Consider the following 24036-nt stretch of genomic DNA (forward strand, 5'->3'; position numbering starts at 1 on the left):
AGTGTTTTTCTTGTTTTAATGGACTATAAACACAAACGCGAAAAGATCAGATATGGGAATTTCTGTTTTAAGCAGATCCAGGGTTTAAATCATCATGATATAGCTTTTCTAGAAATGTATCGGCTATATGAGCCAATGGACAATTCAGACATTAGAAATGTTGCAGTGGTTACATCAAAAACTGAAAGTATTGACTTTCGGAATATCCTAAAAGCTATAGGGAATACGGATTTCCCGCCGAGGGAGCCAAGATTGGACAAAAACGGAGTGCTAACTTCTAAGGAGGTTTTCTTTGTGAATAGAGATAGAAAATTAATTTTTCATATGTATGATGATAGAGGTCTGGATATTATAGCAAGTAATATTGAACAATTAAGACCTCTATACAATCAATACAACAACTGGTTACTTGATTATAATCGGGAGAAAATGGATCACTTGTTTATGATTAGGGATTAATAGCTAATTCATAATTGGCGGCAAATCAATTATGGGTATTTGCATCTTCTTAAATTTTATAGGTAATTCATTTTTAATTAGTTAATCACTAGCGATTTTACAATATTGCAGTGTGAATATTTAATTATGAAAAAAATTGCGCTCTTAGTACTCTCTTTCTTTATCTCTTACGTAGCATTTTCCAAATCGGATAAGGTTCCAAAGCAATTACAAGGCTTTTGGCAGTATAATAATACAAACTCAGGTGATTGGAATGGCCCTTTGATTGGGGAAAGTTTTGTGGATTATCAGTATCAGGTTTACAAGGTTGACAGCGTTACCACTACGGACAATGGCCATAAAATTTGGTTAAGGTCTGATCAGGACAAATTGAATCTCACCATCACAAATATAAAAGAAGGAAAAGCGTCACTCCTTTTTAGCACCTGGGGAAAACCATTGAATTGTATCTGGTTTAACACTGATCCAGCTGTGAAGCTTTATGAAAAGGATAAGAGTCCAGAAAAATATAATAAGAAATGGGCCCCACTCGGTTCAAAAACCGACCTCTTTTCGATCTCAAAGAACAAGGTGAATTATTTGGGCAAAAATTGGGATCTGATTTGGGCGGGTCGCTATTTGGACAGAGAAGATCGCATTTTAGTAAAGCATAAAAATGATTATCAGATACTGTATATCAGCGATAATGATAAAAATATAAAAATTGTAAGTCAGCCATTCAATGAGTTTTTTAGCCCGATAGCAACAAATCCTGCAATTTACAAAATCAGGGGTAACTGGATTGGAGAAGATACGAACGACTGGGTATATGGTTTTTATGAAAATTACGCCATTTACGACAGCAAATTATGGAAGTACAAAACATTAAACTTCGGAAAGGACGTTAATACCGTTTTAACAGATGGGGTTCAGACAAAAACGCTGTCCATATCAATATTGAACGACAGTACTGCTTTAATAAATGATGGGGCTGGCCAAAAGACTTTTTACCGTCAGACCGGAGCGTTAAGAAACAGTAAGCTGCCTGATCATACAGAATTTTATGATTCTAAATTTGCAAAAGTCGACACCGCTATAATTACTGGTGTGCTAAGAAATGCCAGCAATAAGGAACCTTTCTCCGTTTCTATTAAAAATCCATTATCAGGAAAGCAAGATAAGTTTTATGGCGATTTAGATAGTATTGGCTTTTTTACGGTTAAAGTACCTTTATTAAATACGTCAGAAGTTCTTTTAGATTGGGGAAGGACTAACGGTACCGATGTAATTGAACCAGGCGAAGGGTATTTTTATTTTGTAGACGAAGCCACTAAGCTTAAAACGGCTATGGGTAAAAACGCTCGTTTTCATAATGAACTGAGAAACTATAACCTAAGCGAAGCATTTCCTATGACTCAAGTCCGATATGAGGCCATGGATAAATTAAAACCTACACCGTTTTTGACCGAAAGCACTAAAGACTTTTACAAATCAGCGGGAATTATTGAAAAATATATTAATGATCATCCTAATCTAAGTAAGCGTTTTAGGTATTTTATGGAGGAATATAGTAAATATACGCTGGGAAGTAATTTGATGCAAAGACGCTTTAGATTAGATCGCCAAAACAGGGAGCGCTTTCCGGACGGCTATATGCAGTTTGTAACAGATAGCCTATACCAACAACAGCCCCCTAAACCAAGTACATTGATCAGAGATTTTGATACTTTTGCCAATGATTATTATGATTATTTTGGAGATACAACAGCGCTTTCTGTAGGTCATGCTGATGTATTATTCGATTTAGCAGAGAAGGCAAAAATCACGGTTAAACCAGAAGAAATGAAGGCTTTAATTGCTGAAAAGGCATTTTTAGAATATTCAAGAAACGTTAAAGACAGTGTCCAACTAAGCAGACTTTGGAAAGCTTACAGTCCTGCTTATAGAGAATTAACGAAGGATCTTTTAAGTCGTAATAGTGCATTAGTAATGAGCATGGCAAGTTATACGCTTACGATGAAAGTTGTTCAACGTGATTTTGGAAGTATAGCAATAGCTAAAGACGAATCATTAAAAAATCTTCTCTTGACAAAAACGCTGTTTAAACTCTACGAACAGGTTCACCAGCCAATTGCAGAAGAGGACCTTCAAAATTTTATAGGGAAAGTTACCAATCCGTTTTTAGTATCCCTGGTGAATGGTAAGCAGGCATTATATAAAAACTTATCGAACACCAGTATCAGCTATGCGGAAAGCCTGAAACGTACGGATCATTTAAAAGAGGCCAAAAATGCAGATTCTCTTTGGTCTGTGCTGACCAAGCCGTATGTAGGAAAAGTAATTTATGTCGATTTTTGGGGTACCTGGTGTGCACCTTGTCGTGGGGAAATGCCTTTTGTAGCCGATCTTAAAAAAGACCTTAAAGGGAAAGAGGTGGTATTCATGTATTTTGCAAATAACTCGCCCCAAGAAACCTGGGAAAACATGATCAAGGAATTCAATTTAACGGGCGAGAATGTGGTGCATTACAATTTGCCAGCTATCCAGCAAAGTATGTTAGAAAGAAGGCTTTCCATAGGGAGTTTCCCAACTTACCTCTTAATAGATAAGCAAGGGAAGGTAACCAATATGAAGGCGCCAAGACCAAGTGATCGTTTAAAACTAGTGGAAACTATAAAGGGGATGTTATAATCACGTAGGATATTCTGAATCCTAAAATTTAGAACCGGTGTAATCCAAAATACACCGGTTCTAGATTTTATTCAACCAATGTTTTAAGGAAGCTTTTTGAATATATTGGTTACCACTTGTGGCAAATCATTAATTGCCTGCTCAGGATTGTCTACTACACCTTCAGCCCAGCCTCTCCAGATGACCTTAGAGGATCTACGATCTATAAGATCAATCATGATGCTACCTTCTTTTACGATCATTCTTCTTTCAGTATCGCCAACATATATTGGGAAAGGATTGTAATAGGAGTAATAATAAGCCGACCGGCCCCGGTAATAGCCCATTCTCGGGCCCATGCTCCATGGGGAGTAGTAATACATTGGTTCGTTATAGGTTCTGGTTTCCCGGTTTACAACAGCGGTATAACGAACCAGGATGTCAGGTTTATTATTGTTAAGTGTGAAGCCTCTTTTGTTAAGTTCCTGACTGGCGGTTTCTACAATCCGATCGGTCGCAATGTCGTTATTATAGATGTTTGAGGTTTTAGACTGGCCTTCAGGAATCCAGGCATAAGTTTTATAATTGGTGTTCAGCGGTTTATTACTCACCGAATAGTAATTGTAAGGCGAACAGGCTGTTAGCATGGCTAACAATGCCAATACTACAAATAGTTGCTTTTTCATTTTTATAGGTGTTTAAATAAAGTAGAAAAATAACCTTGACTTTTTTATACTCAAATTTACGAAATTTCAGGAACTCAGGATGAAGCTGAAGGAAGGAATTACATAGCAATGACCATAGAAAAAGAGTACATTTCCTCCATACTATTTAATTATATTCTTTATAGTTGTCAAATTGCTAGTTTTTACTAATTAATATAGTATATTTATTCTAATGTCATTAATTAATAGCATTTGGCGTTATAGTATCTTTTTAGTTTTCTTTAATGTCATTTTTGTGGCGATTATTGCTGATTAATTTTTCACTAGGACGTGTTTATCCAGTTTAACCTAACACACACAAATGATCAGCTACCTCAATTCGGACTAAGCGCAGCAGGCGTATTAAAAAATCATCTACCTTCCAAATCAACTCCTATTTATTAACTATGAAGGCCTTTTTTTACAGGCATGGCTACGCTATGCTCCAGATTTGCCTCTTTTAAAACCGAACCACTATGAAAAAAACTTTATTAAGGATGGAGCAAATCTTAATCCGGATACTGAGGTTAAAAGAAGAAATTTGTTTACAGCCAAAGCCCATACTTCAGGAAGAGGAAGTATGGTTGGATAAGTATGAAGTGACGGCGTTGTTACGGATTAGTGCAAGCAGTTTTTACCGTAAACTTAAGATCGGAAAATGGGCCGAAAAGGAAATTGCCGGACGAAAATACTATTTAAAGTCCTCCATTATTAAACCTTAATCCTTCCAAAAAGACCCAAATTAACCCAGTCTGTTCCAAGTTGAACCACAAGCGGTCGACTGTTATATTCTTAGTTATTAGATCCATACGTTTGAATTGTAATGTTTAACGCGATTTCCGTGGCGCCGCGGAAATAGCAGCTTGCAAGCAACTTACGATTCAACAGATTTATAAAAACTTAAGAATTGAAAAAATGGGAAAATTATTTGCAGGTCCATGGAGCGACTTCCAGGGCAAAGTAGGAAACAACGTAGGTCGCTATGTAAAGGGTGTAAACGTTCTGGCTGTTAAGCCACATAAATCTAATAAACCAGCAACAGCGCATCAGCTGAATCAACAGGATGTGTTTGGAAGAATCAATAGTATCGTTACCCACTTTGATGAACCTATAGAAGCTGGATTTAGAAAACGTTCTTTCAGAAAGACGGCAAGGATTGCTGCAGTAGAATACAATTTAGAAAAAGCGGTAACCGGAATTTCTCCGAATAGGGAAATAAATTATCCCATGCTGACTTTTAGTCTTGGGAAGTTACCTGGTGCGCAATTGCTAAAAGTGATTAATTCGCTTGATGATCCGGATTATTTGAGCTTCACCTGGAAAAAAGACATCAATGATAGTCTGGCAAAAGATACCGACGTTATTAGTTTTATGATCCATTGCCCTGTTTTAAATCGTAATACAGGATTGCTGAAAGCATTTAAAAGGTCTGAATTGAAATGTGACTTTCCAATTCCTTTTATTTTCAGCGGACAACAAATTGAATGCTATGCCTTCTTCACTGCTGCAGATGGAAACCAGGTTTCTGACTCTCAGTATGTAGGAACGCTGCTAAAAGCTTAATTAATGACCACCCATTGGCTGTAAGGCTGGTGGGTGTTTTTTTTAACCACCTTTCAACTCTTTAAACAAAAAAAACATGAAACAATTAAGTATAAATCTGCCAGACCTGAACTTAGGTGCTGGTGTTAAAATAGGATTATTGCTGACCGCACTTTTGTGGTTATGGCCATTCGGACAACAACTGATCATGCGCCTGGATGTGAATGCGGGTTACATCGATCCCGGGATCTGGCTGCTGCTGTTACTCAGTGTGATTGCCTTTTTAATGATGGTTGGACTGAGCTATTTACTGCTCCAATGGTTATGGAATGGCTTAGGACTTCCAAAAATAGACATCATGGTTTTACAAGTTAAAAATATGGAATTATGGCAACAGCTAGGTTTATTGTTGGCGTGTTTTGCATCCTTGCTCTTTGCGGGAGTCGGATGCCTGATCGCCATCTGCTAAATACAGAAATCAACACAATCAAGAAAAAAATCAATACCATTAAAGCAGAAACAGCACTCCGGCAGAGGATTGTGGCGATTGCTACAGGAGAACTGGGGGTGAGGGAGGAAAGCGGAAAGAATGACGGAGAAAGCGTAGAGGCCTATTTGAAGTCCATCCAATTGGGAAAAGGCCATGCCTGGTGCGGAGCATTCCTGAGCTGGGTGTATCTTAAAGCCGGACTTCCAGCACCACGCATAGGTTGGACACCGGATTTGTTCCCTTTCCGGCGCTTCACAAAAAGCCCGCTGCCAGGGGATATGTTTGGGATTTACTTTCCTGTGCTAAAGCGAATCGCTCATGCGGGAATGGTAGAAAAAATCAGTTCTGATTGGGTCATCAGCCTGGAGGGGAATACCAATGTGAAAGGGAGCAGGGAAGGCGATGGGGTGTTTAGAAAAAGAAGGCACTTCCGTACGATCAGCCGGTTTGCAAACTGGATTAAAAAAGTAGAAAAGTCATGACGCGCTGGAGTTGTTCAGAGCGATGCTACATTGCCCTGATTTGCTGCATTCTGCTGTTTTTGGGTTGCGGTTTATTCCAGAAGAGCAAAATAACTAACCTTAAATCGCTAAGGGAAAGCAAAGTAGAAAAAGTAAAAACGGCGCAGCTGAATACCCGGAATCAAAGTCTTGGCTGGTCCTTATCGAGCATAGATGATTCCTTATACTCCTCCTCAACGGTCCTGATCTGGCCAAAGGGGGAGTTTAGTTTCTCTCCTTCAGCAGGGTTTTCAGGGATGGCAGATAAAGTAGTGATTTCCGGACAGCTAAAGTCGGGCCGTAAGCGGGTAGCCGGGGAAATCAACCTGGAGGAAGAATCCAAGGCTATCTCGCTGAAAGAAGCAAACATAAAAGCAAGTAAAACAGCGGAAAAGGAAACGATAAAAGAACGGTTTCCTGTCTCAGGATGGTGGTGGGTTTTACTGCTTATTCCTTTATTCATTGGACTAAGATGGTTCCATAGTAAATATAAGAGCGGATGAGGAAGTAATCAGGGGGGAAGGGTACTGTAAAGTATAATCAGTTAATCATTAGTGTAAGAAGTTTATTTCACAGGGTAATTCCGCTAAATGTAGAGACCTTGTCCCTAAGAATCGTGCTTTTTATTGCTTTTAAGCATATTGCTATTGCAACTGTCGCGCTGATTTTGCTAGGCTTTTTCAAAGCATAATCCAGTCATTTCCCCAGATTCTCCATTCCATTTCATAGTCCTGTGGTATATTTTTGATATTTCAATAGTGTTTTTTATAACCTATGGAAACTAACCTATACCAACCTAACTAATCAATGAAACTAAAAGTGTTTGGCTTGTTCACTTTGGTAAGTATTTACCTGAGTCCTCAAACAAGTTTTGCTCAAAAGCAAAAACCAAAAAGTGCAAAAAAAATTGTGGACACTGCCTATCAAAACCAGGAGGTCATTCTTAGTGTAAAGGACATGGACAACCTGACTTTACTGGATAGTGTTAGAGCAGTGATCGGGATACAATCAAAATACACCTATGGAGGGATTGCCATTTTTGAAAACATTGGAAAAGATTCTGTAGTCCTGCTGAGTAAACCGGGATATTATGGATTAGTGAAGAAACTGGATAAGGGAACGATTTCAGTGTTTCTCCAAAAAAGCACGATACCTACTGATGGTTCTGTAGTTAGCACTGGCTTATATAACAGACCAGGTACTTTGTTCTCCGGAGCTGCGGTTACCGTCAGCGGAGAAGATCTACGTAAAGTAAATGTCAATAACTTATTTGATGCCTTAAAATATTATGTACCCGCACTTGTGGTATCCAGAGATAATCGCAATGGTGGAAATCCCAATGCCCTTCCGACCATCAGCTTAAGGGGAGCAAGTACTTTTCCTTATGCAGCTGCAGTTTCTTTCAGCGGAACACCAAAATCAGGAGTTCAGCAAAGTCCTTCTTCAGGAGACTTCGTTGCCTCCAACATATTCTCAGCAGGAAGTCCGGTTATCCTGATGGACGGAAACCAGGTGAGTCTGCAAACGGCATTGGATTTCGACATCAGCAGGGTTCACAGTGTTACTGTGCTCAAAGACGCATCTGCAACTGCCAGTTATGGCATGAGGGGAGGGAACGGTGTCCTGTTGATTCAAACCATAAAACCTCAAAGAGGTCTTTTAAATGTGGGGATTACCTCGGAACTGCAAATTGCTTCAGCTGATATCTCTTCTTATAAAGTATTGAATGCCAAAGAGAAATTGGATATCGAAAATAGGGCAGGACTATACGCGGGTAATTTAAATTCTCTTTATGAGCAGCGATACAACCAGGCTCATCATAAAGGAGTAAATACCAATTGGCTGGAACTGCCTTTACGTAAGGGTATTGGGATGAGACATTCCCTGAACCTATCTGGTGGGAATGATGACATGGTCTATAATGTAACTGCTGGTTACAATGATAAACAGGGGAGTATGAAAGGATCCTATAGAAAGACTACTGAACTGGGGGCTTACTTTGGTGCTCGTTTCAAATCATTCTCTTTCAATAATCAATTTTCTTACCTCTCTGCAAATGCGGCAAATTCAGCCTATGGTTCCTATAATACCTATGTAAAACAGAATCCTTATTGGAGTCCTTACGATGCGGAAACGGGTAAGTTTCAAAAGATTTTAGGCTCAGATACAGTTGGCGGGGTCATCAGCAATTATATGAATCCGGCATACAATACAACTCTGGCAACCACTGATGCCGCTAAATATTCCAGAATTGCGAATGTGACCAATATGAATCTGGTATTGACCAATAATCTGCAGTTAAATGGTATTGCAAGCCTGAGTAACCAGTCTGATGAATTTGATTACTTCCTGCCTCCTAATCATACTACGTTTGCTAATGTCCCAATTGATAGTTTATTTACCAGAGGTCTGTATAAATACACTTCAAATTCCTTCTTCAATGTAGAAGCTGGACTTCGTTTACAATACCACAATAAGTTTGGTTTGCATGAAGTTTTCGGAACAGCCGGTCAGACTTTCATTCAAACCTCCAGTGAATCTACTGGAATAAGCGTTTCAGGATTCAATGTTGACCGCTTGGCGGATATGGCATTTGGAAATGGCTATTCCACCTTAAAGCCTGCTGCAGGAAAAATTGTAACGCGTTATGCATCCAGCTATGCCAACTTCGTTTACAGTTATGCCGGGCGTTACCAGTTAGATTTATCCGGAGCAAATGATTTACATTCTGCGATTGCACAAAACACCAGTGCTAAATTCTGGGCTGTTGGAGCCTCCTGGAATGTACATGAGGAAAGTTTCCTCCAGGATACAAAATGGATTAATCGTTTAAAATTAAGGGGAAGCATTGGCCAGACCGGCAATCAGTATTTTTTGTCTTATCTGAATAGAACCACCTATAACTATTATACCAATCTACAATATATCGCGCTTGGGGCAGGAACGACCGGAACATTGGGACGAGCCTTAGGTGCTTATTTAACGGGTTATGGCAACAGTAAATTACAGTCACCACAAACTTTCAAACAGAATATTGGTCTGGATATCTCCTTGTTCAACAGATGGTCACTGAGTTTTGATCTCTATAAACAGAAAACTTCGAAACTGGTATTTCCGGAGGTGCTTGCCGCTTCAACCGGCTTGAGTAAATTTCCTCCTTATCAAAACTCTGGTAGCCTTGAAAATAGGGGAGCAGAATTTAATGTGATGGGCGTATTGTATAAATCGCCGGGTAATAACCTCAGCTGGAGCATCAATCTGAACGGTCTTTGGAACAAAGATAAGGTAACAGAACTTGCCCCTTATTTACTGGCTTTAAATGCTGAACGGGATGCCAAAGGCGATCAGACCAGATTACAGTCACAGTATTTAAAAGGATATTCACCTACTTCAATCTGGGCGGTGCCTTCCCTGGGAATTGATCCGGTAAGCGGAAAAGAGATTTTCATGAAGAAGGATGGTTCCAGTACAACGATCTGGGACGTAAATGATAAAGTTCTGGCAGGAGATCTGTCTCCGGCTTTACAGGGATCATTTGGTACAGACCTGAATTTTAAGCAGTTTTCAGCGGGTATCTATTTCAGCTACCAGTTGGGTGCCAGTGTGTACAATCAAACTTTGGTGGATCTAATTGAGAATGCCGACCTCCTTTACAATGTTGACCGCCGTGCCTACCAGCAGCGCTGGACTCAGCCAAATGGCACCGACTTCCTATATAAGCCGCTCTCCCCAAATGGATTGCTTACTGACCCAACATATGTGACCACCAGGATGGTAGAAAAGGATAACAGGCTGCAATGTGCTTCCATTATGTTCGGCTATGCCTTGCCTAAAACTTTGGCGAAACGAATTAATGCGAAAAATCTGTCGCTAAAATGTATCCTGAACAACGCCTTCGAATTGGGTGGCGCAGAGATGGAACGTGGAATTTATTATCCCTTCCAGCGCTATTATACCTTCTCCCTAAATGCAAATTTTTAAATGCTAAAAAATACTTTCATGCAAGTTTTAAGAATGAAAATAATAGCTGCAGCAGGATTGTTTTTACTGCTGAGTACAGGGTCCTGTAAAAAATGGATCAATGATACCCCGGAACCTTTACAAGTGGACGACTCCATCATTTTTGCTAAGGAACAAGGTTTTCGTGAAGTATTAAATGGAGTGTACCTGCAAATGGGTGCAAAATCACTTTATGGAAGAGACTTAACCGTTGGCGTTTTGTCAGTCCTGGGAAGAAGTTATGACCTAAATGTGAACCCATCATCCGACAACCTGTATAACCAGACTGCGTTATATAACCTACAGGATCCAGGTCTGAAAAATTATGCTTCCGACCTCTGGACTAAAATGTATCAGGCCATTGCCAACCTGAATAATCTGCTCTTGAATATAGAAAAAAGGAAGGAGATGTTTACCGGCAATAATTACCAGACTTTCAAAGGAGAGGCCTTGGCACTCAGAGCCTATTTGCATTTTGATTTGCTGCGGTTATTTGCTGCAGCCCCGGCTTCAGGAACCTTAACAGCTCCGGGAATTCCTTATGTAACTACTATAGGTACCAGTCAAACACCAGTTAGTAACCTTGATCAGGTGATGGAACAATGTATCGGGGATTTGAAAACTGCCGAAAGTCTGTTAAATCCATCAGAAGCCAGTACGGTTCAAATTAATCACTGGGCGGTCAAAGCCTTGTTATCCAGGTTGTATTTGTATAAAAATGACCAGGAGAATGCGCAAAAATACGCCTACGAAGTCATCAATAGTAAAAGGTTTATACTGGCTAAAAATAATACGGATTTGCTTTTTATCAAGGAGAGTTTATTTGGCTTATTGGTACAACAGAATGGCCCGCTTCATAAAACAGTGTTTGGCGAGCAGGTTAACCTGGGATTTTCATCGGTAGCTCAAACCGAATTATATGTGGCAGGAAGCGGATCAACGGTAGACTGGCGAAAATCATTTGTCGATCCTTTAACCGGTTTTGCGAATGGACCACTTTATATGCCGAAGAAGTTTTTCCCCTTGGGTGCTAAATCTGCTTTTCCAATGATCCGTCTTACAGAAATGTATTACATCGCAGCTGAATGTGCAGTGAACAATAGGGACTCGCTTACTGCGACCGCATTACTGGACTCGGTAAGGGTTCATCGAAATCTACAGAAATACAGCCTTTCGGCATTGAAGGGAGACAGTCTGAAGGTTGAAATCGGCAAAGAATACCTGAAAGAATTTATGGGTGAGGGCCAGTCGTTCTTCTATTTCAAAAGGAAAAATATCCCATTCGCTTCCTTGCCATTTACCAGAATCCCGGTAGTCGGAAATGCAACGTATGTGTTTGTGAAGCCAGAATAATTTTAACTAAACATTGGATTTCAAAAATAGTTCGATACACCACAAGATGAACAGCAGTTATAAAATATTAAACAATAGATACCTTCCTAAAGGAGTTTTATTCTTTCTCCTGATGAATTTAGTGTCAACAGTACTTTTTGCCCAAAACATCACCCTTAAAGGTACGGTGAAAGATGAAAAAGGAGAGTCTATACCCGGCGCAATTGTACAGCAAATGGGAGCTAATAATGTCACCCAAACCAAAGCTGATGGAAGTTTTGAATTGAAGAACGTTACCCCAAAAGCAACCATACGGGTTTCATTTGTCAGCTATAAAGCCGCTTACATTACATTAAACCCCGGACAGCATACGATCTCCGTGATTTTGAAAAGTTCTACGACAACTTTAGCGGAAGTAACGGTAAATACCGGTTTATACAAGAGGCCGGTCGGGAATTTTACCGGATCTGCAAAAGCGTATACCGGGGAGGAATTGAAAACGGTGAATCCACGAAATGTGATGCAGGCTCTGGCAGTTCTTGATCCCTCGGTGAGGTTAAGTGAAAACAATATTCTGGGAAGTGATCCCAATCAATTGCCAATCATTCAGATTCGTGGACAGAACAATTTTCCGGTGTCCAGTCAAAACGGGACTTCTGCAACACCAGTATCGAATGGGGATATGATGTCCAGTTATCTGGCTAACCCTAACGAACCACTGATCATTTTAGATGGATTTCAGACCACCATGCAGACCATCTATGATATGGATATTAATCTGATCGCTAACATTACCGTATTAAAAGATGCCGCTGCAACGGTTGCTTATGGTTCAAAAGCCGCAAATGGTGTAATTGTGGTCGAGACCAAGCAACCCCTTGCCGGTAAAATCAGGGCCAGTTATGCCGTGAATTTTAATATTGAACTTCCTGATTTATCTTCCTATAATTTAATGGATGCTGCCGGATTACTAGAAGCCCAACGCCTGTCGGGTATGTACAATGATGAAAATCAGTTCATCGATATCGGAAAAAAACAATGGTACGGTTATCGTTTAGACCAGGTAAAAAGAGGCGTGAATACCTATTGGCCTTCACAACCATTGCAAGTAGGTTTTGGCGTAAACCATAGTTTGTCTTTAACCGGTGGAGCAGGCGCATTGCGCTATGGACTGAGTTTGGGATACAATGATTCGGAAGGGGTGATGAAAGAATCAGGCCGCAAACGTTATTCTCTAAATTATAACCTTTCTTATACGGTTAAAAAATTGCGTTTTGATAACCGTATTTCCCTCGGTTATTCTAAAGGTAACAACACCTCCTGGGGAAGTTTCTCCAGTTACACGCAGCAGTTTCCCTATTTCAGGCATAAAGATGATTCGGGGAATTTAATTAAACTATTAGAGCCTTACAATAATGAATTGGGCTTCGATATACCTGCACCGGGTGGATCGTTTACCAATCCGATGTACAATTCTACCTTAAATACCAGGAGTTATGCCGCTACTTTAAATATAACGAACAACACCAACGCGGAATGGGCGATTTCAGATAATTTTCAAATCAGAGGAAGTTTAGGCTGGACCAGAAATATGCCTAATTCCGAGACCTTCTACCCGGCAGACCATACCACATTTGTAGGTTCTCTTTCTCCATTCCCGGAATTAGGTAGCTATTCACAGATGAAAGGAACCAACAATGTAATTGATGGTAAAATTAATGCGAATTACAACAAACGATTTGGCCGACATACCTTATTAGCGTCTCTGGGAGGTTCCTTGCAAAGCACTTCCAGTACCAGTACTCAGATTGGAGTGGTGGGAATTCCAAATGATTATCTGGACGAATTAGGGATGGCAAATGGGTTTGGGATTTCAAACCGTAAGCCGGTTTCACAGAAAAACCTATCCAAGAGTTTGTCTAACTATTTGAGTTTGAGTTATAATTATGCGGACCGCTATACGGCTGAATTTACCATCAACCAAAGTGGTTCTTCTCAGTTCGGTACCAACAATAAAATGGCCCCGTTTTATGGAGGAGGGCTAGCCTGGAACATTACAAAGGAAAACTTCTTCAAGCCCAACCGCTTTATTCAATCTGCAAAATTAAGGGCAAGTATGGGGATTACCGGTAATCAGAACTTTTCGCCCGGGATGTCGCAGCAGATCTATCAGTACAGCTTTACCAATAATTATCGTTTGCAGCTAGGCGCTTTGTTAGGTAACTATGCCAATCCCGATCTGAAATGGCAGCAAACATTGAAGAAAAACTTAGGCTTATCATTGGGCTTATTGGATGGGAAATTAAATGCTTCTGTAGAATTATACCAGGAAACTACCGATAATCTGATTTTACCCTTAGATGTGGCGCCTTCTACAGGTTTTGTAAACTACCAGGATAACCTGGGGGGAACTAAAAATGAGGGCTACGAATTGGTGATTTCAGCACCGATTATAAAAAATGTAGCAAAGAATATATTCTGGACGATGAGTTTTAATACCGGACATTACAATAGTGTAATTACCAGGTTATCGCCAGCAATTGATGCTATTAATAAAGCCAATAACAGTACTAATGATCCAAAGATTTCTCAAAAATCACCATTGCCACGCTTTGTAGTCGGAGAATCCATGACCAGAATCTGGGCGGTTCCTTCCTTAGGGATCGATCCGGCCACCGGGAAGGAAGTATTTGAGAAATTGGACGGTAGCCGGACTTTTACCTGGGATGCACTGGATAAACGACCAATTGGAGATGCCAATAGTAAATTCAAAGGCGGACTGTCATCCAACTTTACCTATAAGAATTTTGTGCTGAATTTCAACCTGGTTTACCAGTTTGGTGGCTATATGTATAACCAAACCCTGGTGGATAAGGTGGAGAATGTAAATCTATTAATTGCGAATGCTGATCAGCGGGTATTGACTGACCGTTGGAAACAACCCGGTGACCATGCTTCCTTTAAATCATTAGTAACAAAAGGGGATAGTGGTTTACAACAGACCTTAGCCACCTCTCGTTTTGTACAAAAAAATGATTTTCTGGACATTTCCAGCATCACCGTTGGCTATAATTTTCCTGCAAACCTAAAATGGGTTAAAGCATCGCATCTTTCTGCACCACGTATCATGGTGACTCAAAATAATTTTGCCCGTTTGGGTACCATTAGAGTAGAAAGAGGTACGGGCTATCCCTTTACCAGAAGTTTCAGTTTTGGCTTATCCACTAATTTCTAATGCTATGTTTTCTAATATGAATAATCAGACCGTTCTGCAAAAAAATACCGCTCGCACTTTGTTGACTTACAGCTGTGTTTTATTGTTTTCATTTTCCTTATTAGCCATTAGCGGCTGTGGGAAATTCCTGGACTTACCACCAAGAGATAAATTCCCGCAAGAGACCTTGTTTAGCGATGAACAAGGATTTATGGATGCCCTGACGGGTGTTTATCTGGGGATGGACAAAGCAAATAATGGTCCGACACAGGGACTATACACCGAAGATTTAACGGTTGGGATGCTTTCGGTAATGGGCTATAACTATACAAATGCCACTACCTCAACGGCAAAAAATGGTTTTTATGCAAATACCTCCCGATACAACTATACAGATGGGATTGTAAAAACAGAAATTGAAGGGATCTGGAGTGGGATGTATAATAATATTGCCAATTTAAATAACCTGCTGATCCATATAGAAGGTAAGCGTGGCGTCTTTAGCCGCGATAACTATAATCGGTTAAAAGGAGAGGCTTTGGCACTCAGGGCATTATTTCACTTTGATCTTGCCCGTTTATTTGGCCAGTCGCCGGTAACAGGTGCCAACCAAAAATCAATCCCTTATATCACTAAGTTTAACATTCAGCCAACTGCTTTTGTCACCTTAAATGTGGCTTTGGATTCCTGCATCTCGGATCTTCAAAAAGCAAAATCTTTGTTGGCGCAAACGGATACTTCTGCTATAAAAAAGGGTTCGTACGATTTATTCAGTTCTTATACACAAAATCATATGAATTATTGGGCTACACAGGCGTTATTGGCCAGAGCCTATCAGTATAAAGGTGATTTTGTGAATGCAAAAGCCAATGCTGCGGCAGTAATTGCAAGTGGGAAATTTCCCCTGGTTAAAGAGAATCTAGCGAATTCGGGAAAGATAACCAGAGATCGTTTATTTTCTCAGGAGTTGGTGTTTTCCGTATACAGCACAACTTTAACCACGATAAACACCGGGCTGTTTGATTTACAGACCGGTGCGCTTCAACTGGCTGCCACAAATAAGAACGCCCTCTATACCGGCAATACCGGGAGTGTTAATGATTATCGGCTTTTATCCTGGTTTGATAATAATACTGCCGGGTTAAATGTGCCTTCTAAGCTGTTTCAGGATAAGGGTTTACCTTATGTGTTGCAAAATATTATGCCCATTCTACGCATCTCCGAAATGTATTACATCGCTGCAGAATCTTCAGGGATGGAAGGTAATATTGGTACAGGGCTGTCTTTCCTGAATAAGGTAAGAACGAGCAGAGGCTTAAGCGAATTAATGCTAACCACCATTACCGACGAGGCTACGCTGTCTAATGAGATCATGAAAGAGTATAAGAAGGAATTCATTCAGGAAGGCCAGACTTTCTTCTATTATAAACGCCTCAATAAAGATCTGGCAGCGGTAACAGGGACTACGGTTATTGTACCTCAGGGAGCCTACGTTTTTCCAGTTCCGGATAAGGAAGTAGAATACAATCATTAATTCATTAAATATCAGAAAAGCATGAAACCATATCCCGCATATTTATTCTTCCTTGTCTTTATCCCATTTTTTATGGGATGCGAAAAACAACCGCAATTGTTTGAGGAAAGTGATGGCCTTTATTTTGGCACAGCTAGTCCTAACTTTTATTATTCATTCGCAAAATTTCCCCGTAAGCTGATCGATACCATTCAGATTCCGATCAATGTCTTTGGAAATGCGGCAGGTACTGAACGCGCGATCTCTATTGAAAACATAAAGTCAGCGGAATTTGAAGCAGTAGAGGGGGTGCATTTCAAATTGTTATCGGATGTAAAAATACCGGCAAACGCTTTTAAAGCAACGGTTCCGGTAGCGGTGTACCGTACACCTGAACTGGAAACAAAAGGTTTGAAATTTAAACTGGCCATCCATAAAAACGCAGCTTTCCCGGGAACAGGAATTACCAGTCAACAGGAAGTTACCGTAAATCTGACTTATATACAGCAACCAGCCAGCTGGGGCACTTTAACAGGAAACCCTTTTGCAGGATATTCAGCCAATTTTGGATCCTGGACAAAAACCAAGTATAAGCTGATTCTGGATGCTTTATACGATCCATTGACTGGGACAACCGTAACAGAGTTTCCAGAAGGTAATCGTTTTACAGGCCAGCATCCGGTGGCATACGATCATTATGTAGCTATTGTAAGAAATTATATACGACTGAATTATCCGGGCAATTATGGTGGAGTGGGGGCTAGTATAAAAGACCCAGATGCCAATAACCAGCCTGTACAAGTTGGACCATCAAATTATTAGTGATCATATGAAACACATGAAAAAAAATATAAAGCTATTCCTGACTTCGATTCTAATAACCCTATTGATGATGGGTTGCTATAAGGATAAGGGAAATTATGAATATCAGGATCCAAATGTGGTAAATATTGCAGTGGATCTTGATCAGGTAGACCGGAATGTTTTCATTACCGCCGATTCGATCGACCTTAACCAGAATGATAGTCTGAAAGTAAAGCTTAAACTGAGCCAGACGATCGGTACAGCTTCCGGGTTTGACTACCAATGGATGGTAACCCAGGCAGAAGCTTCTATTGGCAATCCAGGTCAATTTGTAATTGGCAATACGGAGGAGTTAAAGACCAAAATTACTTTAGGCCCTAATTTGTACAGGTTAGTTGTACAGCTTAAGGATAAAAAAACAGGTGTTTCTTTATACAAGCATTTTGCAATGAATGTTTCAGCAGCACCCTGGGGTAATGAAGGCTGGTTGATATTACAGGAAGAAGCAGCTAGTAATGCTTCCGATCTGTCCGTGATCACCACAAGAGATGGCGCCCAAAAAGGGAAAGTCTACCATAATGTATATTCGGCCTTTAACCAGCATAAACTACCAAAGGGTACTTATAAAGTGAATGTGGTCAATTACGCTACGCCAATGCGGATACAAAAGGTTTCCTTTTTTTACCCGAATGGCGGTCTGGAAGTTAGAAGTACAGATTTTGCTGATTCTGCCAAAGCAGAAAACTGGTATGTTGCTAAACCAGGAATCATTAATTTTCAGTTGAATAGTGCTGCCGGGGTGGCAGCTGGTGGCTGGGAATACCTGATCAATAACCATCAGATTTCTTACCGTCAGGTATCTGCTGTTTCCATCAAATTACCTCCTCTGTATTTTAACCCGCCTTTTTTTGGAAGTTTTAGTTTAAGTCCTTTTGTGATCAATTCGTCCAATAGTGATGGCTATTTTACCCTTTATGATCAAGCGAACCATTGTTTTTTAATGCTTCGCGCCGACAATGGAACTTTCGTCCCTTCCTTACCTGATGTTCCCAACAAGCATTTTGCCAATTATACCGGGACTGCTGCAAACTTACATCCGACCACTGGTTCAGGTTTTGACTTAAACAATATGAAGCATAATTTGATTTATGCGGAAAATGTAGAGCCTCTAAGCACATCGAATGGTTACTGGAATACCTTTTTCAGGAACAATAACAGCGATAGTACTTACCTGGTACAGTTTCCAAGAGGAATAGCCTATTTGAATAATTTCAAAACAGGACGATATTTCCTTAAAGAGTCGAGTTGTCCGGGTATTAATACGGCCAGTTTATTCGCCTGTCCAACCTATTTACCGCTACCAGGAGGCGCATTTTATTATGTGAATAAAAACAGCGTTTACACCTGCAAGGTAAATACGCTATCGGGTTCCAGTGCCGCACCAGGATTGACCTTTCCTGCTGGTACCCTGATCAAAGTCATGAAAATATTTAAGTCCGGATATGTTCCAGCGTCTTTCCCATCAACAGAAGGGAAAGTATTGGTCATAGCTACAGATGAAAGCGCCAGTGGAGGAGGACATAAGGTCTATTTCTTTAATCTGAATTCAACAGGCGATATCATTGGTTCCGCGGCAAATCCAGCCGATCTATATACCGGTTTTGAGAAGATCACAGATGTTGCATTCAAAAAAGCATTGGGTCGATAAAGCATAAACAACACACACACAAAATAAAACCTATTCATTAAAATTATCACCATCAATAAAGTAAAAATTTATGAAGTTAAAATTTGTTCCTTTCCTTTTTGCACTATTTGCATATGAGACAGGCCTTGCGCAGGATTCTGCTGCAGTGAAGAAACCGGCAATTGCTAAATTGAAAGCTTATAATGAGATCATTTCGGGAAAAGCTATTTCCAAATCAGGCCTGTTTAAGGTGCATAAAGTGGACGATAAGTATTACTTTGAAATTCCTGATTCTTTGTTGAGCCGTGAGTTTTTATTTACCACACGTTTATCTAAAGTGGCTACGGGTAGTCCAAGATTTGGTGGGGAAATCATGAATGCGATGATCGTCTCTTTCGAAAAAGCCCCAAATGATAAATTGTTTGTACGTGCCATTACCAACGTTGCACAGAGTAATGAAACCGATATGATTTCCCGTGCTTTAAGAAATGCAACGATTGATCCGATCATCATGGTGTTGGATTTGAAAACAAAAGGAAAGGATAATAAATCATCAGTGGTGGAATTCGGAGACTTTTTCCTGAAAGACAACCTGATTTCGGGCTTTAATCCTGAAATGAAGAAACAAATGGGCACAAGTGCTCCGGCAGCAGATAGGTCCATGATCCTGTCAATGAATGCTTATCCTGAAAATATTGAGATTAAATCTCTGAAAACATACGGCATGGGAGCCGGTCCTGCGAAACCTGCAGAGGATGGCGAGGCAGCACCAGCAGCATCTGCAAGCGTAGGTGTAACTTTTGAAATTAGCAACTCTGTAATGGTGATGCCTAAAAGTCAAATGGCGGTACAGGTTTCTGATCCTAGAGTAGGTTATGCTTCAGGGAGTTATCAGGTGTTTTCTGATGCACAGCAACAGGTTGATGTGAAGCGTTTTATTGTTAAAAACAGACTGGAAGTTAAACCGCAGGATCTTGCCCGTTATAAAGCAGGAGCGTTGGTGGAGCCAAAAGAACCTATCGTATATTATATTGATCCGGCAACGCCGAAACAATGGAGAAAATATATCATTTCCGGTATTACCGATTGGAATGAAGCCTTTAAAGCAGCTGGTTTTAAAAACGCGATTGTCGCTAAAGAATGGCCTGAGCATGATGAGTCGATGAATCTGGAAGATGCACGTTATAGAGTAGTGCGTTATTTCCCTTCAGCGACGCCATTTAGCTCAAGCCTTAAACTGAGCGATCCACGTACAGGTGAAATCCTGCAATCCTATCTGGGATGGTCACATAGTCAGATCAAAACCCTGCACGACTGGTATATGGTCCAGGCAGGAGCTGCAGATCCAAACGGCAGGACGATGAAGTTCAGTACAGAATTAATGGGCGACCTGATTCGTGCTCAGATCTCTCGTAACATTGGTTTGACCCTTGGTTTGAGGGAGAACCTGGCGAGCAGTTCTACGATTCCGGTAGCGAAATTGAGAGATAAAAAATGGTTGGAAAAGAATCCTTTTAATCACTCTATTATGGACTTCAATTACTATAACTATGTCGCACAACCGGAAGACAAGATTTCAAGAAAAGGATTGATTCCAGGAATTGGAGATTATGATAAATGGGCCATCAAATGGGGATACACTTATACCGGTGCCAAAGATTTTGAAAGCGATAAAAAGATCCGTTTGAAATGGATCCTTGATAATGTAAAACCTGGTTCCAGTCTGTCGTACGGCACAATTCTGGGTACTAATCCTAGTGATCCTATTAATCCAAATGTACAATGGGAAGATTTAGGAGATGATCCGGTTAAAGCAAGTGAATACGGTGTAAAGAATTTAAAGGTAGCCATGGCGAATTTGTTGAAATGGACAACCACCAATGAGGGAACTTATTACAATACCTCAGATCTGTACTATACCATTTGCGATCAGTTTGCTTTTCTGACACGCCATGTGTATTCAACTGTTGGTGGGGTATATGCCACAATAAAGACCGTTGAGGAAGAAGGTGATGTTTACGTGCCGGTTTCTAAGGCCAATCAAAAAGCTGCAGTGGCCTTCCTGAATAAGGAAGTATTCAATACACCTAGCTGGATTTTTGAACCAAACGTGCTGAATAAATTCAGAAAACCTGCGAAGAAAGAACAGTATATGAAAATGCAGGATAATGCATTACTTTATTTAACCAGTTCTGCCCGCCTTTTCAGAATGAATGCGGCCACATTGCGTTATGGAAAAGAACAGGTTTATACTGTTGATGAATTATTCACGGATTTGAACAAAGGTCTTTGGGCTGAGTTGAAAAGCAAGCAGCCAATAGATAGTTACAAACGTATTTTACAAAAAACTGCGGTAGCTTATATGATTAAGTCTGCACAGGAAGGCGATAGACTGCCTGATTTCACGAAGCCCTTTGTAGAAGAATTAACAGGTACAGATGTTCCGGTGATCATCCGTGGACATTTGCAAAACATGATGGATCAATGTAATGCAGCCATTCCGGCTTATACAGACCCAGTAATGATTGCACATTTAAAATATGTATCGGCTAAAATCGGTAACTATTTAGATCAGGATAAAAAATAAAAAACATTTATTAGAACAATAATATATTGGTAATGAGAATGAAATTAATATATGTTGGGTTATTGGCATTATGCTGTAATTCGCTAATGGCGCAACAGGATAAGGGTAAACAGCAGAAAGCTGATTCCCTTAAAACCGGAATCAAGCCCATCAGTTCGATTGTCAACAAAGACACCGAACGCAATATGGGTATGATCAACATTTATAAGAATGGGGAAAAGTATTACTTTGAGATTCCTGACGCCCTCTTAAAGAGAGAGCTATTGGTAACGAATTGGTTGGTGACAGTTCCCGGAGGAAGTCCTAAATACGGAGGGGAGCTGATGAATACCAAGACCATTACTTTTGAAAAAGGATTTTCCGGTAAGATGATGCTGCGCGTGGTGAGTGTAGTTACACAGGCAGACTCTACCAACACCATTTCAAAAGCAGTAGCAAACTCAAACATAAACCCGATTGCCATGGTGTTCGACATTAAGGCCAAAGGAGAAGATGGAAAGAGTTCTGTAATTGATGCAACCGACTTTATGCAAAAGGAAAATTCCTTTACGATGTTGAGTGCGGAGGTAAAATCAAAACTAGCAATTGGTGCTATGGCAGCCGACAGAAGTTATGTGAAAAGTGTAGCCTCATACCCTACAAACGTAGAATTAAAGATGTTGCGCACTTATTCGGCTACTGCTGCGGTTCCTAAGCCAGGTGCCCCTCCAGCAATCGAAGCCGCAAAAATTGGATCTGCCATTACGATGGAGGTTTCTACCTCTATTTTTCTAATGCCGGAAAAGGCAATGATGCCTCGTCATTTTGACCTTAGGGTAGGTTATTTTGCGAATTCATATCAGCCAATTTCTGATACTCAACAAAACTTTGGTCCTAAATCATTTATCGTGCGCTATCGTCTGGAGCCTAAGGCTGAGGATATGGCTAAATATAAAAGAGGAGAATTGGTAGAGCCCAAAGTACCTATTGTATATTACCTTGATCCGGCCACTCCTAAACAATGGCGTCCGTACCTGATTGCAGGTATTAATGACTGGAATGAGGCTTTTAAAGCAGCAGGATTTAAGAACGCGATTATTGGTAAGGAATGGCCTGAAAATGATCCGACCATGAGTTTAGAAGACGCAAGATATAAAGTGTTACGCTATTTACCTTCGGATGTTCCTAATGCTTATGGACCAAATATCCATGATCCAAGAAGCGGGGAGATCCTGCAAAGTTATATTGGCTGGTACCATAACGTAATGAGTTTAGTACACGATTGGTACATGGTTCAGGCTAGTCCGAGCGACCCTAGAGCCCGTACCATGAAGTTTAGTGATGAACTGATGGGAGAGCTGATCCGTTTTGTATCCTCACATGAGGTGGGACATACCCTGGGTTTAAGACACAATATGGGCAGCAGCAGCTGTACGCCAGTGGAAAAATTAAGAGATAAGAAATGGGTAGAAGCACATGGACATACCAACTCTATTATGGATTATGCCCGTTTCAATTATGTGGCTCAGCCTGAAGATAGTATCAGTACTGCCGGGATCATGCCGCGCATCAATGATTATGACAAATGGGCCATCAAATGGGGATATGCTTATATCGATGCCAAAGATGACCTGGAGGATAATAAAATTGTTTCTAAATGGGTGACGGATAGCCTGAAAGCAAATCCAAGATTGTGGTTTGGTGGCGAAGGAATGAATTTCGATGCACGTTGTCAGTCTGAAGATCTAGGTGATAACAGCATGAAAGCCAGTGAATACGGGATCAAAAATCTGAAATATGTATTGGCGCATCTTCCGGAATGGACAAAAGAAGACAATGATTTATATCAGAATCAAACAAAAATGTACCTTCAGGTGGCCACTCAGTATGCAAGATATGTAGGTCATGTGGTGAAAAATATTGCCAGTGTTTATGAAACCTACAAAAATCCAGACCAACCTGGAGATGTTTACACTGTTACCCCTATTGAAACACAAAAGGAAGCAGTTGCATTTTTAAATGCACAGGTTTTTGATACACCTAACTGGTTATTGGACCTAAAAATTCTAAATAAAATTGGGAATCCTACTCGTAACGGTGGTGTGCATACGGTACAGGACAGAACCATGCAGCAGTTGTTCAGCGACCGCGTATTCAATACTTTAAATATTACGGAACAGCGTTTTGGTAGAGGCAATGCTTATTCTGTCTCTGAATATTTAGCTGATTTGAAAACAGGGGTATGGAAGGAATTGAAGACGAATACTGCCATTGACATGTACCGTAGAGATGTACAGAAATCTTATGTAAACAATCTTTTTAGAGCAGTAAAAGAGGCTGAACTTGGAACTAATGCTTTAGGTCTATTGTTCGGCGGACCAGGGGCAGAAGAAATGTTGCCATTTACGGTCAACACAGATATCGCTTCTGTTTTAGCTTATCACCTGGAAAACCTGCGGACAGAAATTTTAGCTGCGGCTAAAGTTGCTACAGATGAGGATTCGAAATCACATTTGTTATTTGTAGCCAACCGAATCAAAAATGGCTTGAATAAACGTTTTGACGGTAAATAATTTA

16 protein-coding genes are annotated in these 24036 nt (G+C 40.4%); 15 read left to right on the plus strand and 1 reads right to left on the minus strand.

Annotation, left to right across the window (positions count from 1 at the left end; translation table 11 throughout):
- Together R2Q66_RS19075 and R2Q66_RS19080 are read left to right on the plus strand one after the other, a co-directional pair.
- The coding region (locus R2Q66_RS19075; protein WP_316752032.1) for a DUF3885 domain-containing protein at window positions 1–459 on the plus strand (459 nt) is incomplete at its 5' end.
- A 126-nt stretch (window positions 460–585) separates the two neighbouring features.
- On the plus strand, window positions 586–3129 hold the full coding sequence (locus R2Q66_RS19080; protein ID WP_316752035.1) for a TlpA disulfide reductase family protein: 2544 nt from the start codon (window positions 586–588) through the stop codon (window positions 3127–3129).
- An 83-nt stretch (window positions 3130–3212) separates the two neighbouring features.
- Here R2Q66_RS19080 and R2Q66_RS19085 read toward each other — a convergent pair whose 3' ends face one another.
- Window positions 3213–3794: a DUF4136 domain-containing protein gene (locus R2Q66_RS19085; RefSeq protein ID WP_316752038.1), complete on the minus strand. Its 582-nt coding sequence runs from the start codon at window positions 3792–3794 to the stop codon at window positions 3213–3215.
- Window positions 3795–4288: 494 nt separating this feature from the next.
- Here R2Q66_RS19085 and R2Q66_RS19090 point away from each other — a divergent pair, with 494 nt between their 5' ends.
- The 13 genes from R2Q66_RS19090 to R2Q66_RS19150 all read left to right on the plus strand — a co-directional run bounded on the left by R2Q66_RS19090 (window position 4289) and on the right by R2Q66_RS19150 (window position 24032).
- Window positions 4289–4534 (plus strand): hypothetical protein, encoded by a 246-nt coding sequence (locus R2Q66_RS19090; RefSeq protein ID WP_316752040.1) that lies wholly within the window; start codon window positions 4289–4291, stop codon window positions 4532–4534.
- 193 nt (window positions 4535–4727) lie between these two features.
- Entirely contained in the window at window positions 4728–5375 is a 648-nt protein-coding gene (locus R2Q66_RS19095) for a DUF6266 family protein (RefSeq protein ID WP_316752042.1), read from the plus strand.
- 76 nt (window positions 5376–5451) lie between these two features.
- The gene (locus R2Q66_RS19100; RefSeq protein WP_316752044.1) at window positions 5452–5823 is read left to right on the plus strand and encodes a hypothetical protein; all 372 of its coding nucleotides are present in this window, start codon (window positions 5452–5454) and stop codon (window positions 5821–5823) included.
- A complete protein-coding gene (locus R2Q66_RS19105) occupies window positions 5742–6326 on the plus strand; it encodes a peptidoglycan-binding protein (RefSeq protein ID WP_316752046.1) in 585 nt (194 codons plus the stop codon). The genes R2Q66_RS19100 and R2Q66_RS19105 overlap by 82 nt, the downstream gene beginning before the upstream one ends.
- A complete protein-coding gene (locus R2Q66_RS19110) occupies window positions 6323–6847 on the plus strand; it encodes a hypothetical protein (RefSeq protein WP_316752048.1) in 525 nt (174 codons plus the stop codon). Before R2Q66_RS19105 ends, R2Q66_RS19110 begins: the two co-directional genes overlap by 4 nt.
- A 304-nt stretch (window positions 6848–7151) precedes the next feature.
- Window positions 7152–10325, plus strand: a complete 3174-nt coding sequence (locus R2Q66_RS19115) for a SusC/RagA family TonB-linked outer membrane protein (protein WP_316752050.1) — start codon at window positions 7152–7154, stop codon at window positions 10323–10325.
- Between the two features lie 18 nt (window positions 10326–10343).
- Entirely contained in the window at window positions 10344–11696 is a 1353-nt protein-coding gene (locus R2Q66_RS19120) for a RagB/SusD family nutrient uptake outer membrane protein (protein ID WP_316752053.1), read from the plus strand.
- Between the two features lie 112 nt (window positions 11697–11808).
- Entirely contained in the window at window positions 11809–14910 is a 3102-nt protein-coding gene (locus tag R2Q66_RS19125; RefSeq protein ID WP_316752054.1) for a SusC/RagA family TonB-linked outer membrane protein, read from the plus strand.
- 16 nt (window positions 14911–14926) lie between these two features.
- Entirely contained in the window at window positions 14927–16423 is a 1497-nt protein-coding gene (locus R2Q66_RS19130; protein WP_316752056.1) for a RagB/SusD family nutrient uptake outer membrane protein, read from the plus strand.
- A 21-nt stretch (window positions 16424–16444) separates the two neighbouring features.
- On the plus strand, window positions 16445–17224 hold the full coding sequence (locus tag R2Q66_RS19135) for a DUF4843 domain-containing protein (protein ID WP_316752058.1): 780 nt from the start codon (window positions 16445–16447) through the stop codon (window positions 17222–17224).
- 16 nt (window positions 17225–17240) lie between these two features.
- On the plus strand, window positions 17241–18914 hold the full coding sequence (locus R2Q66_RS19140; protein WP_316752060.1) for a PKD-like family lipoprotein: 1674 nt from the start codon (window positions 17241–17243) through the stop codon (window positions 18912–18914).
- A 70-nt stretch (window positions 18915–18984) separates the two neighbouring features.
- A complete protein-coding gene (locus R2Q66_RS19145; protein WP_182952670.1) occupies window positions 18985–21480 on the plus strand; it encodes a zinc-dependent metalloprotease in 2496 nt (831 codons plus the stop codon).
- A gap of 38 nt (window positions 21481–21518) precedes the next feature.
- Complete coding sequence (locus tag R2Q66_RS19150; protein ID WP_316752065.1) at window positions 21519–24032, plus strand: zinc-dependent metalloprotease; 2514 nt, start codon at window positions 21519–21521, stop codon at window positions 24030–24032.
- Window positions 24033–24036: the final 4 nt, after the last annotated feature.

The organism is Pedobacter gandavensis, from assembly GCF_032677645.1.
GTDB classification, from domain to species: Bacteria; Bacteroidota; Bacteroidia; order Sphingobacteriales; family Sphingobacteriaceae; genus Pedobacter; species Pedobacter gandavensis_A.